The sequence below is a fragment of the Dyella sp. 01N448 genome (assembly GCF_056399225.1).
Window position 1 is genome coordinate 122071 of the sequence record NZ_JBFTQX010000009.1, and the last position, 12504, is coordinate 134574.

General features: G+C 64.7%; 13 protein-coding genes. 6 read left to right on the top strand and 7 right to left on the bottom strand.

Features of this window, described 5'->3' with window-relative positions; all coding sequences use genetic code 11:
• The first annotated feature begins 20 nt into the window (after positions 1-20).
• The gene (locus tag AC1DKY_RS15955) at positions 21-1793 is read left to right on the top strand and encodes a DUF885 domain-containing protein (protein WP_441604721.1); all 1773 of its coding nucleotides are present in this window, start codon (positions 21-23) and stop codon (positions 1791-1793) included.
• Between the two features lie 10 nt (positions 1794-1803).
• Here the strand turns inward: AC1DKY_RS15955 and AC1DKY_RS15960 are convergent, their stop codons facing one another.
• From AC1DKY_RS15960 to AC1DKY_RS15970, 3 genes are all read right to left on the bottom strand, one after another.
• Complete coding sequence (locus AC1DKY_RS15960; RefSeq protein ID WP_441604722.1) at positions 1804-2181, bottom strand: TfoX/Sxy family protein; 378 nt, start codon at positions 2179-2181, stop codon at positions 1804-1806.
• Positions 2178-2846 (bottom strand): PAQR family membrane homeostasis protein TrhA, encoded by a 669-nt coding sequence (trhA, locus tag AC1DKY_RS15965; protein ID WP_441604723.1) that lies wholly within the window; start codon positions 2844-2846, stop codon positions 2178-2180. The genes AC1DKY_RS15960 and trhA overlap by 4 nt, the downstream gene beginning before the upstream one ends.
• A gap of 145 nt (positions 2847-2991) precedes the next feature.
• Positions 2992-3420, bottom strand: coding sequence for a hypothetical protein (locus AC1DKY_RS15970; RefSeq protein WP_441604765.1), 429 nt, complete (start codon positions 3418-3420; stop codon positions 2992-2994).
• A 291-nt stretch (positions 3421-3711) separates the two neighbouring features.
• Here AC1DKY_RS15970 and AC1DKY_RS15975 point away from each other — a divergent pair, with 291 nt between their 5' ends.
• Positions 3712-4539, top strand: a complete 828-nt coding sequence (locus tag AC1DKY_RS15975; protein WP_441604724.1) for a universal stress protein — start codon at positions 3712-3714, stop codon at positions 4537-4539.
• Between the two features lie 196 nt (positions 4540-4735).
• On the top strand, positions 4736-5395 hold the full coding sequence (locus AC1DKY_RS15980; RefSeq protein WP_441604725.1) for an energy transducer TonB: 660 nt from the start codon (positions 4736-4738) through the stop codon (positions 5393-5395).
• 89 nt (positions 5396-5484) lie between these two features.
• Here AC1DKY_RS15980 and AC1DKY_RS15985 read toward each other — a convergent pair whose 3' ends face one another.
• The gene (locus AC1DKY_RS15985) at positions 5485-5775 is read right to left on the bottom strand and encodes a hypothetical protein (RefSeq protein ID WP_441604726.1); all 291 of its coding nucleotides are present in this window, start codon (positions 5773-5775) and stop codon (positions 5485-5487) included.
• A 224-nt stretch (positions 5776-5999) separates the two neighbouring features.
• Here AC1DKY_RS15985 and AC1DKY_RS15990 point away from each other — a divergent pair, with 224 nt between their 5' ends.
• Positions 6000-6578 carry a cysteine dioxygenase gene (locus tag AC1DKY_RS15990; protein WP_441604727.1) on the top strand — a complete coding sequence of 193 codons (579 nt, stop codon included), beginning with the start codon at positions 6000-6002 and terminating at the stop codon, positions 6576-6578.
• A gap of 38 nt (positions 6579-6616) precedes the next feature.
• Positions 6617-7987 carry an FAD/NAD(P)-binding protein gene (locus AC1DKY_RS15995; protein WP_477180019.1) on the top strand — a complete coding sequence of 457 codons (1371 nt, stop codon included), beginning with the start codon at positions 6617-6619 and terminating at the stop codon, positions 7985-7987.
• A gap of 42 nt (positions 7988-8029) precedes the next feature.
• Here AC1DKY_RS15995 and AC1DKY_RS16000 read toward each other — a convergent pair whose 3' ends face one another.
• Genes AC1DKY_RS16000 through AC1DKY_RS16010 form a run of 3 tightly spaced genes read right to left on the bottom strand, consistent with a single transcriptional unit; the run spans position 8030 to position 11386 of the window.
• Positions 8030-9043, bottom strand: a complete 1014-nt coding sequence (locus AC1DKY_RS16000) for a zinc-binding alcohol dehydrogenase family protein (protein ID WP_441604729.1) — start codon at positions 9041-9043, stop codon at positions 8030-8032.
• A 26-nt stretch (positions 9044-9069) separates the two neighbouring features.
• Entirely contained in the window at positions 9070-10128 is a 1059-nt protein-coding gene (locus tag AC1DKY_RS16005; RefSeq protein WP_441604730.1) for an SDR family oxidoreductase, read from the bottom strand.
• 28 nt (positions 10129-10156) lie between these two features.
• Positions 10157-11386, bottom strand: a complete 1230-nt coding sequence (locus AC1DKY_RS16010) for an MFS transporter (protein ID WP_441604731.1) — start codon at positions 11384-11386, stop codon at positions 10157-10159.
• A gap of 148 nt (positions 11387-11534) precedes the next feature.
• Between AC1DKY_RS16010 and AC1DKY_RS16015 the strand changes: the two genes are divergently transcribed.
• Positions 11535-12464, top strand: a complete 930-nt coding sequence (locus AC1DKY_RS16015) for a LysR family transcriptional regulator (protein WP_441604732.1) — start codon at positions 11535-11537, stop codon at positions 12462-12464.
• Positions 12465-12504: the final 40 nt, after the last annotated feature.

The following is a 12504-nucleotide window of genomic DNA, read 5'->3' on the forward strand; positions in this document are numbered from 1 at the left end:
CCACCTTCAGGGAAGTGCTCATGTCCAAACGTCTCGCCCTGGCACTGGCGGTTTCGCTGGTCGCCGTCGGTTCCGCCCAAGCGGAAACCAAGTCGCCCGCCTGGATCGAACGCAGCAACACCGACGCCAAGGTGCTGCTCGATGTGATGGCGAAGTTCAACCCGGAATTCGCCTCGCAGATCGGCGTGCCCGGCTTCGACGACAAGGTCGTCGACATGAAGCCCGACGTCGACGCCCGTTCGCGTGCCGCCTTCGTCGACGCCAAGGGCAAGCTCGAAAAGATGCTGGCCAGCGAGAAGGACGAGAACGTCCGCCAGGATCTGCAGATCATGATCAAGGCCGTCGATCAGCAGATCGAAGGCATCGATCTCAATCACAAGTACATGCTGCCGTACCAGGACGTGGGCCAGCTGATCTTCCAGGGCGAGTTCGTCTTGCTGAAGGACGACGTGGCCGCCAATCGTCGCCCCGCCGCGCTCAAGCGCCTGGAATGCTACGTGGGCAAGACCGCGGGCTGCACGCCGCTGGTCGAGCTGGCCAAGGCGCAGACCACGGCACGACTGGGCGAGAAGGACCTGATCGGCCCGTACAAGAACGAAGTGGAGCAGAAGCTCAGCAATACGCCGCGCTACACCCAGGGCATCCGCCAGCTGTTCGCCAAGTACAAGCTGGACGACGCGCAGGGCAAGGCCGCGCTCGATGCGCTGGACAGCCAGCTCAAGGACTACGACAGCTGGGTGCGCACCACCATCGTGCCGCGCGAGCGTACTGACTTCCGCCTGCCCGAGCCGCTGTATGCGTACAACCTCAAGCAGGTCGGCATCGACATTCCGCCGGAACAGCTGATCAAGGAAGCGCAGTTCGAATTCACCGAGCTGCGCTCGATGATGCAGATGATGGCGCCGGTGGTGGCGAAGGAAGAAGGCATCCAGGCCACCGACTATCGCGACGTGCTGAAGGCGCTGAAAAAGCAGCAGCTGGGCAAGGATGACGTGGTGCCCTGGTACCACGAGATCATCGGCAAGATCGAAGACACCATCCGCCGCGAGCACATCATCACCTTGCCCCAGCGCAAGATGCAGATGCGCCTGGCGTCGGAAGCGGAAACCGCCGCCGTGCCGGCACCGCACATGGACCCGCCGCCGTTCATCAACAACCACGGCGAACAGGGCACCTTCGTGCTGACCATGGGCAACCCCAGTGGTGGCAAGTCCGATTCGTATGACGACTTCACCTATAAGGCGGCCGCCTGGACGCTGACCGCGCACGAAGGCCGTCCGGGTCACGAGCTGCAGTTCGCGGCGATGGTGGAACGCGGCGTGTCGCTGGCACGCAGCCTGTTCGCCTTCAACAGCGTCAACGTGGAAGGCTGGGCGCTGTATGCCGAGTCGGAAATGCTGCCGTACGAGCCGCCGTCGGGCCAGTTCGTGGCCTTGCAGGCGCGTTTGCAGCGCGCGGCGCGTGCGTATCTCGATCCGATGCTCAACCTCGGCCTGATCACCAAGGAACGTGCGCACGATGTGCTGCGTTACGACGTGGGCCTGTCCGAGGCGATGACGCAGCAGGAACTGGACCGTTACACCTTCAACAGCCCGGGCCAGGCCACTGCGTATTTCTACGGGTACATGCGCCTGCAGCAGACGCGTTTGAACACCGAGCTGGCGCTGGGCAAGGACTTCAACCGCCAGGCCTTCAACGACTTCGTGATCGGCCAGGGCTTGTTGCCGCCCGAGCAGCTCGCCGAAGCGGTGCGCACGCAGTTCATTCCGTCGCAGAAGAAGCAGGCGAAGTAAAAGCCGCTGTTTAGTTCTGACGAGGCCGCGCTTTCGGGCGCGGCCTTTTCTTTTGCGGGGCGGGCGCGTGACTGCTGAGTTCCAGCCACTGCGCAAAGTTCGCCGTGTCGCTGCGCAGTGCTGGCGGTACCAGGATGTAGTCGCGGCTGGGCGGCTCGTCTGCCCTGTGACGGAAGCGAGCCGCACCTTCGTGGGCGAGCAAGCCAGCCTGGTCCGCCTCAGCCAGGCGCAATGCCAGGCCTTGTGACGATAACCACGCGCACGGCCTTTCATCGAACCAGGCCATCAGCCCGCCGAACATCGGCTTGAACCGCAGATCGTGTGGACGTCCCAGGTGCGTGGCGGCGTCTTCCAGTTCCTGGCGCAGAAGCTCGATCGCGGGGTTCACATCGGCGCGTCGGGCAGCACGTAGAGCAGCACGGCAAGATAGTGCAGCACGCTGCCGGCCAATACGAAGAAGTGCCATACCGAGTGGTGATAAGGCAGTTTGCGCCACAGGTAGAACGGCACGCCGAGCGTGTATGCCACGCCACCGGCGAGCAGCAACACCATGCCGCCCGTCTGCAGATGCGCCAGCAACGGCTTGAACGCGATCACGCCCACCCAGCCCATGCCGATGTACATAAGTACCGCCAGCTTGCGGTACTTCTTCAGCAGGCCCAGTTCGAGCGCGCTGCCCATCAGCGCCAGCGTCCACACCGTGGCAAACAGACTCCAGCCCCAGGCGCCCGGCAAGGCGATCAGGGTGAACGGCGTATAGGTGCCGGCAATCAGCAGGAAGATCGCGATGTGGTCGAGCGTACGCAACACGCGCTTGGGCAGCGCGCCGGGAATGGAGTGATACAGCGTCGAGGCCGTGTAGCACAGGATCAGCGTGGTGCCGAACACCGCGCTGGCCACCACGGCCCGGGTGTCGCCGTACAGCGCTGCAAACGTCACCAGCGTCACCAGGCCGGCAATGCTCAGCAGGATGCCGATGCCGTGAATCACACTGCTGGCGAGCTCGTCGCCGAAGGCATAGCGGGGGAGAGCCGTGCCGGAGGTGGCGGACATGGGGATTCCTCAAACGGAACGTACTGGAGCGTACGGCCCCGCCACCTTAGGACGCCCGATCCGATTCAACAAGAGCGGAAGCGGGCATCCGTCAGGCATGCCCGCGACGCAAGACCGCACGACGCCGGCGCGCCGTGCCGTCCGATCACTCGATGATGAAGGCGCCGAAGGCCACGCCCAGGTCCCAGCCCTTGCCGGTGCCGCTGAGCGCGAGCGACACATTGCCCTTGGTCATCACGCGCGCACCGGCCGAGTTGGCTGCACCGGCATGCACGCCGGCATCGGCGTAATGGCCCTTGATCTCGCTGATGCTGCTGACACCCGAGAACTTGCCCACGCCATTGGTGATCTGGCTCTTGCCGAAGGTGAGTCCGCCGCCCTTGACGCGCAGGTGCACCGACAGACTCTGGCCGTTGTTGCAGTGGACAGTACCGCTGCCGGTGGCCGTCTGATAGAACACCGACCAGCCCGCGAGGTTGAAACTCATCTTGCACTCGATATCGCCGGCATGTGCCGGCACTGATGCCGCCCAGCCGGCCACGGCCAGCACGGTGGCAGCCATCCACTTCGACATGCTCATTGCCCTTCTCCCTGGTTGCGCGCTGCCAGTAGGCAGCAAGCGCGCGGTTCTGGCAATCGCCAGCCCGCTGCGGCGTGAACAGGCCATTCACCCAGGATGTACGCCATAGCAAGCCGCAAGGGGAAACAATGCGATAACCGGGCATCCCCTCTCTCTCCCCCGATGCCCGGCCTTACCGCCCCGCCGTCCTGTGCGGGGCTTTTTTTGTCCTGCGATTTCGCGCGCTACACCGCCACCGATGGCAGGCTCTATGCTGATATCGGATTGGGAATCAGGAGAGCCGCCATGTCTGCGATCGACCTGCTGTTGCATCTGGACCATCTCGACCTGGGCGTTGCCGCTCCGCGTGCCGCCCTGGCCTTGGCGCAACGGCTGGGGGCTAGGCTCGACGCGCTCTACGTGGCCGACCTGCCAGCCACCGCCTTCAGTCTTCCCGAAGCCGTGCCCGTACAACTCGAAGAAACACAGCGCCGCGTCGCCGAAGCACGAACACATGACCACCACTGGCAGCAGGCGTTGGCCGCCCGTGCGCTCAACGGCAGCTGGCGGGTCACCCAGGGCGACACCGTCCAGGCGGTGAGCCAGGCGGCCTCCGGTTACGACATCCTCGTGATGGAGCGCAGCCAGAAGCGCAGCGATGCGCCAGTCGGTTTCGGCTCGGTGTCGCGTTGCGTGTTTGCCAGCGGGCGGCCGGTACTGGTAGTGCCGGATGTCTCGCCCGTGCCCAGCGTCGGCGCCAATGTGCTGGTGGCATGGAACGGCAGCCGCGAATCCGCGCTCGCGCTGGCCGCGGCCGTGCCGTTGCTGCAGAAGGCCGATCTGGTGCGCGTGCTCGACGGCAGCGAAATGAACGCGGACATGTTGCCGGTGCTGCCGCCGCCCGGCCTGGCCGACTGGTTGCAGCGCCACGGCATCAACGCCCGCATCGATACGCTCGATAGCGGCCCCAGTCACGCCGCGGGGCCCGCCGTGTTGGAGGCTGCGCATAGCCAGGGAGCCGACCTGATCGTGATGGGCGCCTGGAGCCGCTCGCGGCTCGCGCAAATGGTGCTCGGCGGCACCACCCGCCACCTGTTCATGCATGGCGACGTGCCGATGCTGGTGGCGCACTGAAAAAAGCCCGAACCGGGCCAGGCAGCTCCCGCCCGCCAGAATAGCCTTCCATACGGCTACTTGCGCAAGTCTTTTTTTCGGGCTTAGGCTGCAAGCGCACCGACACGATCCCTCCGCGTCCCCGCGCGGCGTGCACGGGCCATCCGCCTGCTCCAGCAGGCGTCAAAATTCACATCGATACGTCAGGAGGTCGCCTATGTCGTCCGCAAGCCTGGCTGCACCCCGTCATGCCCATCCCGACCACATCCGCATCGCCGCGATGAGCGTGGCGATCACCCTCAACCTCGCTGCGCTGCTCGCCCTCATGCGTCCGATGGCGCCGCAACTGGCCGAGCAGGTGCAACGCATTGCCGCCACGCCGATCAGCTGGATCACCCCGGCGAAGGAAGTGCCTCCGCCACCACCGATCGATATCAAAAAGCTGGCGCCGCCGAAGACCGTTCCACATCCGCAAGCGCTAACGCATCCCCTTCCGGTGACGCCGCCAGTGGTCAACACCACGGACGATGGCACGGTGCCAGCGCCCGTGACTCCGCCCACCATCGCCCCTCCCGCAGCGGACGTTACCAACACTCCCGTCGAAGCCACCCTCGCCTATCGGGCGACGCCGCTGAAATATCCCGCACAGGCGCTGCATTCGCGCCTGCAAGGGCAAGTGATCCTGAAGGTGTTGGTGGACGAGAACGGTGTTCCGCAGGAGGTCGCTATCGAACAAAGCAGCGGCTACAGCCTGCTCGATCGCAGTGCACGCGAGCAGGTGCTGAAGAGTTGGAAGTTCGAACCGGCGATGGTGAATGGCCGGGCCGTGCGTGCATGGGCACGTGTCCCGGTGACGTTCAATTTGAACGAGCTTTGAGCGGCTTCGTCGCGCTTTAGAACGATCTGAAGCGGAAGGCCCGACCTGCATCCAGTGGCAGGCCGGGCCCTTCCACGGCAAGCGAAGTTCTAGTGGGCGTTGACGGGCGCCGCCGGCGCAGGTCCGCGCGCCAGGCGCACGATGGCCCACACCACGGCCACCAGCAAAATCACCGGCAGGCACAAGGGCAACAGGGCGAGCGCCACGATGGGCGCGGCGATCAACAAGGCAAGGCCGCCGAACACCAGACCGAGCACGGCGCCGACCAGGCTGAACAGCCCGCCGATCAAGGCGAAGGCGAGTTTGAAGACCAGGCCGATCAAGGCGACCCCGAGCCAAACGCCTACTATCAACATCAAGAGCACGCTTATCGCAAACATGATGTGTCTCCTCCCGGCGTCACTGCCGGCGACCGTTGCGCATCGAGCAGTTGTGGCAACCGATGCAAGTTTCAAGGCCTGCTTGGAAAGCATCGTGCGCTTTTGCGGCATGTCGCGCATGTCGCGAAAGTCATGTCCCTCGCCATGCCGATCTCGCCCCGGTGTTACGGGACTTTAACGATACGCATGCTCCACTGCGCGCCGGTTTCCATGAGTGACTGCGCATGGCCAAACACATGCAACACCTCAAGGCGCTGCGTGAAATCGCATTTGACTATGGGGTGGGCGAGCACCCTGACCTTGCCTCGATGGCAAGGGAACTGAGTCGTACGGTTTACCAGAATAAGCAGGCCCTGATCGGCGACCTGGCCGATTTGCGCGAGCGCAACCGCGGCTTTGAACGCTGGCTGGTGGCGCAGCGCAACAAGCCCGATATCAGCGTGCTCGTGATGGCATGGCCCGCCAACTACGCCACCCCGATCCACGATCACGATGGCCTGTGGGGCCTGGAGATGGCCCTGCATGGGGCACTCGAAGTGGAATCCTGGGACCGTGACCAGGACGGGAAGAACCTGCGATTGACCGGCCGCGACTGGCTAGGCCCCGGCGATGTCACCTGGTTCGACGCTGACGACCGCCACGTCCACCGTTGCCGCAACCTCTCCCGGCACGACACTGCCTTGACGCTTCACGTGTACGGTGGCGATCTGGCACAGTACTTTACATACCAACAAGCTGGCGAAGCTGGCCAGTGGACCGCAAGCCAGCAGCGCAGCGCCTTGGCCGGCCGCCTGTATGCTTGAAGCCACACACGTGAAGACGCTTTTTTTGAGGGAGTGGCATGTATCGACGGGTCGCCATCATCGGCGGCGGTGCTGCAGCGGCAGCGCTGCTGAGCGAGCTACTGGAACGCCAGTTGCCGCAGCTGTTGCATCTGGACTGGTATACCGGCGGCGGTAACTCGCCGCGTGGTGTCGCGTATGGCACGCGGTCCGACAAACATTTGTTGAACGTCCGTGCGGCCTCGATGAGCATGTTTGCTGCCCGGCCGCACGGGTTTCTGGAATACGCCCAGCGTGGCGACAGCACCATCGCCGGTACCGATTTCCTGCCGCGACGCCTCTATGGCGATTATCTCGAAGCTCAGGTGGAGCGCGCGCTCGAGCGTGCACGTGCAGCCGGCCACGATGTGCGCGTGCTGCCGTTCGAGGTGGATGCCATCGTGCCGGAGCACGATGGCGTCAATGTGATCCATGGCGAGGACAGCGCACGTGCCGACGCCGCCGTGCTGGCGATCGGTTCGTTGCCGCCGCTGCCGTTGAATGGCGTCAGCGATGCGGCGCTCGAAAGCGGCCAGTACGTGACTGAACCCTGGGGTTTTCTTGCGCAGGCCAAGCCGGACACACGTCCGCGCAAAGTGGTGCTGATCGGACTGGGTCTCACCGCCGTCGACGTGTTGCTGGAGCTTTCGGCGCTGTGGCCGAACGCCAGCTTCGAAGCCATCTCGCGCCACGGCCTGTTGCCGGAGCCACATCTGCAGCACGCCTCCGCGCCAGCTGACGACAGCGGCGAACTGATCGAGGCGATGCGCGACGAACCCTACATCCGTACCTGGATCCGCCTGCTGCGCGAAGCCATGGCGCAAAGCGCCGACTGGCGCACCGTGGTCGACAGCCTGCGCCCGCATACGCCTTCGCTATGGGCGCTGCTGGCGGAAGCGGAACGCTCGCGCTTCCTGCGTCATGCACGCTGGGCCTGGGAACGCGTGCGCCATCGCATGCCGCCGCAGGTCATGGCGGCCATGAAGGCGCTTGAGGATGGCGACCGGCTGCACCGTCGTCGCGGTCGTCTGCAGACGGTCGATGTCGTCGGCGACAAGCTGCATCTGGAAATCCGCCGTCCGCACGGCAAGGGCATGGAAACCATGGATGCCGATCTGGTCATCCAGACGGTGGGCCTCAACACGGATGTGCGGCGCACGCAGCATCCGTTGATCCGCCAGCTGTCGACCAATGGCCATGTCACCGCCGATCCGCTCGGTCTGGGCGTCACGGCAACGACGGAAGGACGCGTGGCGCATGGCAACCAGCCGTGGCCGCACTTCTACGCGATCGGTACCCTGCTGCGCGGCACGCTGTGGGAATCCACGGCCATGCCGGAGATACGCCAGCAGGCGCGCAATCTCGCCGACCGGTTGTTGAAGGGCGGATAAAAAAAGGAGCGCTTGGCGCTCCTTTTTTTTGCGTGCCAGCGATTACCAGCCGCTTAAAACCAGCTTGCCGATCGAGCTCGCGCTTTCCACTTGCTGATGTGCGCGACGCAGATTCTCCGCATTGATCGCACCCAGGTTGTCGCGCAGCGTCGTGCGCAACACACCGGCGTCGACCAGGTCGGCCACTTCGTTGAGCAGACGATGCTGCGCCTGCATGTCCTCGGTGTGGAACAGCGAGCGCGTGTACATGAACTCCCAGTGCAGCGAGATGCTCTTCTGCTTGAGCAGGTTGATCTCCAGCGGCTTGGCCGGATCATCGATCAAGGCCAGCTTGCCCTGTGGTTTGAGCAGTTCCACCAGCTTCGCGAAGTGCTGCTCGGTGTGCGTGAGGCTGAGCACATCGTCCACGCCTTGCGGCGCCACCGCCTTCACCGCGGCGACCAGATCGCCATGATGATCGACCACGTGATGCGCGCCCAAGGCCTTCACCCACGCCTGACTGTCTTCACGCGACGCCGTGGCGATCACGGTGGCATTGGTCAACGTGCGTGCCAACTGGATCGCCATCGAACCCACCCCGCCTGCACCGCCGACGACCAGGATGACGCGAGGACGCGCTGTGGCGCCGCGAGGCAGGTTGAGCCGGTCGAACAGCAATTCCCACGCAGTGATCGTGGTGAGCGGCATCGCCGCGGCCTGCGCGAAATCGAGTGTGCCGGGCTTGCGTCCCACGATGCGCTCATCGACCAGCTGGAATTGCGCGTTGCTGCCGGAACGATCGATCGCACCGGCGTAGTACACCGCATCGCCCGGCTTGAACAGCGTAACGTCGGCGCCCACCGCCACCACGGTGCCGGCGGCATCCCAACCCAGCACTTTGTCTGCACCCTCGGGGTTGGCGCGCTGGCGCACCTTGGTATCCACCGGATTGATCGAGATCGCCTCGACCTGCACCAGCAGATCGCGCCCTTGCGGCGCGGGCTGCGCCAACTCGACGTCGATCAGGCTATGCGGATCCGTGATGGGCAGGATCTGTCGGTACGCGACGGCTTTCATGCAGCTCTCCTTGCGAATCTGAAAAGTCAGGGAATGATTTTGCGCCGACGAAAGTCATCAAACAGTCGCGTGAACATCGCCTTGGTTTCCACATGTTCGTGGAAGCCGTAGCGCCGCGCCTTGGAACCGTCGCCAAACATGTCGTAGTCCCAGGAAAACACGAAGTCGGCAAAACGCCAGGACGATACCTCGGCATAGGCATGCGGCGCGAGGCCGTGGCGTTCGCCCATGGCTTGCCACAGCGGCTCCTTGTCTGCCATCACGCTATCGAGCGATAGCGGCAGTGGTGGCGCGACTTCAAGGCCGAAATAATCGGCGATGAAGGGCCACATCTCGTTCCATCGGAACAGGTCGCCGTTGGTGATGTTGAAAGCCTGATTGGCGCAATGCGGCTCGGTGGCCGCCCACACCGTGGCGCTGGCGAGCAGACCGGCATCGGTCATCTCCAGCAGCCTGTCGTAGGCACCCGGCTTGCCGGGAAAACGCAGCGGCAGGCCGAGCTCCTTGCTCATCGACGCATACACGGCGATGGCGAGCGCGAGATTCATCGGATTGCCTAGCGCAAAACCGCCGACCACCGCAGGGCGGATCGCCGACCAGCTCCACGCCCTGCCCTGTTGTCGCTGTTCGAGCAGGCGTTGCTGATCGTGCATGAATTCCGGCGGCATGAAGGCCGCATCGGTTTCGCGCGCCGGCGTCTTGAACGGACCGAGGTGTCCGCCGTAGACCTTGTAGCCCTGCATCAGGCTGATGTGTTCAAGCTGCGGCGCCACCGCTTCGATCGCGTCCAGCACGTTCACCAGCATCGCCACGTTCGGCGGCACCAGTTCGGCCCAGCTGGGGCGATCCTGATAGGCCGCGTAGAACACGTGCGTCACGTGATCGAGTTTGCGCAGCTTTGCCAGCGTGTCGTCAATATCGAGCAGATCGACGGCGATGTGTTGCACGCGGCCAGCACCTGTCCCACCGCGACGCGACAAGCCGATCACCTGCCAGTCCTCAAGCGTCGACAAGTGATCGATCAGATTGCGACCGATCACGCCCTGGGCACCCACCACGAGTGCGACCTTGGTTTGCTTGCTCATGCCCATCCTTTGCACGCAGAGAGTTCGATCAGGCGCCGACGGCGCAAGCTGCCGCGACTGGGCGGCGACGTCGTTCGAGCGCCGCGCTGACCAAAGTCACCAGCAGACCCAGCAAGGCGACCACGGCGCCGGCCACACTTACCGACGGCAGACCCAGACCCATGCCGATCATCGAACCGCCGATGAAGGCGCCGATCGCATTGCCGAGATTGAACGCAGCAATATTCAGCGTCGAGGCCAGATGCGGACCATCGCTCGCCTGTTGCACCACGCGCATCTGCAGCGGCGGCACGGTGGCAAAGGCAGCGATGCCCCAGACGAACACGGTGACCACGGCAGCGATGGTGTTGTGCATGGTCCAGGCAAACGCCAGCATGATCAGCGACAGCGCGATCAGCACGCCCACCAGCGAGGGCATCAGGCGCCAGTCGGCAAGGCGGCCACCGAGCATGTTGCCGATGGTGGTGCCCACGCCAAACAGGATCAGCACCCAACCCGTGGCGCCCACGCTCACATGCGCCACCTGCTGCAGGATCGGCGCGATATAGGTGAACACGGTGAACACGCCGCCAAAGCCCAGCACCGTCATCAGCAAGGCCAGCAGCACCTGCGGCTGACGCAGCACGCCCAGCTCGCGCTTCATGTTCGGCGACGCCAGATCCGGCAAGGCCGGCACCAGCCGCCACACGGCGATCGCGGCGATCAGGCCCAGGCCGGTCACGGCCATGAAGGTCGAGCGCCAGCCCGCCCACTGGCCGAGAAAGGTACCGAACGGCACGCCCAACACATTGGCCAGGGTCAGCCCGGTAAACATCAGGGCGATGGCGCGGGCAGCCTGGCCGCGCGGCACCACATGCGAAGCCACCACGGCGCCGATGCCAAAGAACGAGCCATGGCAGAACGCCGCCACCACGCGCGCCACCATCAGCACGCCGTAGTTGGGCGCCACCGCGCATAGCGCGTTGCCCAGAATGAACAGGCCGAGCAATAGCAGCAGGGCGTTGCGACGCTCCATGCGGGCCGTGAGCGCCGCCAGCAGGGGCGCGCCGGCCGCGACACCCAGTGCGTAGCCCGACACCAGCAGGCCGGCGGACGGGATGCTCACGTGCAGGTCCGTGGCCACTTCGGGCAACAGGCCCATGATCACGAATTCGGTGGTGCCGATGGCGAACGCGGCGACCGACAAGGCCAGCAGGGCCAACCGGGATGAACCGGCTGCGGCCGCAGCAGCGCTTTCGGAAGAACGTGGGGAGTTCATGGGAGGGGATCCCTGAAGGAAACGGCCGCCACTGTGCGCCTTGTAGATCTTTGCGGGAATTGAGCAAACTAGAGAGGCATCTTTTCCTGAAAGTTAAAGATGGCTCATTCCCAGGCCGTACCAGCCTGCTCGCCAAGGTCTCTGGAACATGGTCGATTTCGAAGATATGCGCCTGTTCGTGCGCGCCGTGACCGAAGGCAGCCTGTCGGCGGCCGGGCGCGAACTGGGTCTGTCGCCCGCTGCCGCCAGCAAGCGGCTGACCCGGCTGGAGACCGCGCTGGGCGTGCGGCTGCTCCAGCGCAGCTCGCGCCGCCTCGTGCTCACCGAGGAAGGCACGCTCTACTTTGAGCGCTGCCAGGCCATCATCGCCGACGTGGACGACGCCAACTCGGCCGTCGGGCTGCGCCAGCTGGAGGTGCGCGGGCAGCTGCACATCTCCGCCTCGGTGGATATGGGGCGCCAGTATGTGGGCCCGATGGCGGCCGGTTTCGCCGAGCAGCACCCGCAGCTGCATCTGCGCATCACCAATTCCGACGCCATGCTCGATCTGTTCGAGTACGGCGTGGACGTCGCCGTGCGGGGCGGCACCATGGTCGACTCGCGCCTGGTGTCGCGCCTGCTCACCAACAACTTCCGCGTGCTGTGCGCTTCGCCGGACTATCTGGAACGGCATGGCTATCCGCACCATGCCGACGAACTGCAGCAGCACCGCTGCCTGATGCTGCACCGTCCGGGCCATGGCGTGCTGCCGTGGATGGTGCAGACGCCGGACGGCTCCCGTCCGTTGCGCGTGGAAGCGGCGATGACCTGCGACAACGGCGACCTCATGCGCAGCCTGGCCATTGCCGGCCACGGCATCGCGTTCAAGTCCGCCTGGGATATCGCCGACGACGTGCGCGCCGGCCGCCTGGTGCCGCTGAAGAACGAGGTGTTCCTGGCCGACGCCCACATCTACGCCATCTATCCCAGCCGTGCCTACCTGCCGGCGCGCATTCGCCTGTTCGTCGATCACCTGCAGCAGGCACTGCAGGCACGCGAACGCGATGTGCTCGATACTGTGCGCGACGCCATGCGTTGATGCGGGGAACCCATGCTCGATAAGGATCGCCTCACTCATC

What these genes read in the sequence shown, in the direction of transcription:
- AC1DKY_RS15955 (WP_441604721.1), top strand. Translation starts at nt 21, where the DNA reads ATGTCCAAACGTCTCGCCCTGGCACTGGCGGTTTCGCTGGTCGCCGTC.
- trhA (WP_441604723.1), bottom strand. Translation starts at nt 2,846, where the DNA reads ATGTCCGCCACCTCCGGCACGGCTCTCCCCCGCTATGCCTTCGGCGAC.
- AC1DKY_RS15970 (WP_441604765.1), bottom strand. Translation starts at nt 3,420, where the DNA reads ATGTCGAAGTGGATGGCTGCCACCGTGCTGGCCGTGGCCGGCTGGGCG.
- AC1DKY_RS15975 (WP_441604724.1), top strand. Translation starts at nt 3,712, where the DNA reads ATGTCTGCGATCGACCTGCTGTTGCATCTGGACCATCTCGACCTGGGC.
- AC1DKY_RS15980 (WP_441604725.1), top strand. Translation starts at nt 4,736, where the DNA reads ATGTCGTCCGCAAGCCTGGCTGCACCCCGTCATGCCCATCCCGACCAC.
- AC1DKY_RS15985 (WP_441604726.1), bottom strand. Translation starts at nt 5,775, where the DNA reads ATGTTTGCGATAAGCGTGCTCTTGATGTTGATAGTAGGCGTTTGGCTC.
- AC1DKY_RS15990 (WP_441604727.1), top strand. Translation starts at nt 6,000, where the DNA reads ATGGCCAAACACATGCAACACCTCAAGGCGCTGCGTGAAATCGCATTT.
- AC1DKY_RS15995 (WP_477180019.1), top strand. Translation starts at nt 6,617, where the DNA reads ATGTATCGACGGGTCGCCATCATCGGCGGCGGTGCTGCAGCGGCAGCG.
- AC1DKY_RS16000 (WP_441604729.1), bottom strand. Translation starts at nt 9,043, where the DNA reads ATGAAAGCCGTCGCGTACCGACAGATCCTGCCCATCACGGATCCGCAT.
- AC1DKY_RS16005 (WP_441604730.1), bottom strand. Translation starts at nt 10,128, where the DNA reads ATGAGCAAGCAAACCAAGGTCGCACTCGTGGTGGGTGCCCAGGGCGTG.
- AC1DKY_RS16010 (WP_441604731.1), bottom strand. Translation starts at nt 11,386, where the DNA reads ATGAACTCCCCACGTTCTTCCGAAAGCGCTGCTGCGGCCGCAGCCGGT.
- AC1DKY_RS16015 (WP_441604732.1), top strand. Translation starts at nt 11,535, where the DNA reads ATGGTCGATTTCGAAGATATGCGCCTGTTCGTGCGCGCCGTGACCGAA.